At 63.3% G+C, this 1,205-nt stretch carries 1 pseudogene; it reads right to left on the minus strand.

Annotated elements, in window-relative coordinates:
* Window positions 1–1,151 (minus strand): annotated as a pseudogene (locus CR492_RS20215) (IS3 family transposase); the annotation flags it as partial.
* Window positions 1,152–1,205: the final 54 nt, after the last annotated feature.

The raw sequence follows: 1,205 nt of genomic DNA on the forward strand, positions 1-1,205 counted from the left end.
GTTTGCTGCTCGCTCGAACTGAGCGGGGCTCCTATAGCCGAGCGCCGAGTGGCGCCGGATCGGATTGTAGAAGCCGTCGATATAGCGGGCAATGGCGGTGGTCGCGTCCTGGCGGGTCAGGAAGACGGTGCGCCAGACGAGTTCTGACTTCAGGGTTTTGAAGAATGTCTCGACCATGGCGTTATCGTAGCAATTTCCCTTTCCCGACATAGAGATGGTTAGGCCGGCGCTACGCAGATCCGCCTGGTAGTCAATCGCACAGTATTGCGAGCCGCGATCCGAATGATGGATCAGTCCAGGGGGCGGTCGCCGCATGATGATGGCCTTGCGCAGAGCTTTGAGCGCCAGTTCGCGGTGCAGACGGTCGCTGACGGCCCAGCCGACGACGCGCCGGGCGAACAGATCGACGACGACCGCCAGATACAACCAGCCCTCACGGGTCCAGACATAGGAGATGTCGGCGCCCCACTTCTGATTGGGGCCGGTGGCGGCAAAATCCTGCCCCAGAATATTCGGGGCGATTGGGAAGGCGTGCTGGCTGTCGGTTGTCCGCTTGAAGCGCCGCTTCTGGCGCGCCGCCAGACCGCTCAGGCGCATCAGCCGCGCCGTGCGTCGACGCCCCGACCGCCCAGCCCTGGTCCCGCAGCTCGCGCGTCATCGTGGGCTACCGTAGGTTCCATTCGACAGCGCATAGGCGGCGCGGATGTGCGTCAGCAGGGCCTGATCGTGGCGGCGACGGACGCTGATCGGCCTGGCTTTCCAGGCAAAATAGCCGCTTTGGCTGACGCCGATCACGCGGCAAAGACGGGATGCGGGGAACTCGCTTTTCGCCTGATCGACGAAGCGGAACTTCATCGACTTCCCTCCTTGGCGAAAAAAGCTGCGGCCCGTTTGAGGATTTCACGTTCCTGGCGAAGGATCTCGTTCTCGCGCCGGAGCCGCTTCAACTCGGCCGCCACATCCTCGCCGGCGGGCGGGCGAACCGGCGCGTTCATCGCATCGTCACGGCTGCGACCGATCCAGCGCACCAACGTCGACAAGCCGATGCCGAGGTCGTGCGCCACTTCCCGTTGCGTGCGACCGCTGGTCGTCGCCAGCCGCACAGCTTCCTTTTCAAAGTCCGCCGTGAAACGGCGCTGCTGCTTCCCCATCGCGGTTTCCTTTCAAATCTCAGGAAACCTCTCCATTTTTCCGGGGCAAGTCCA

It is taken from the genome of Methylocella silvestris (assembly GCF_002891535.1).
Classification (GTDB): domain Bacteria; phylum Pseudomonadota; class Alphaproteobacteria; order Rhizobiales; family Beijerinckiaceae; genus Methylocapsa; species Methylocapsa silvestris_A.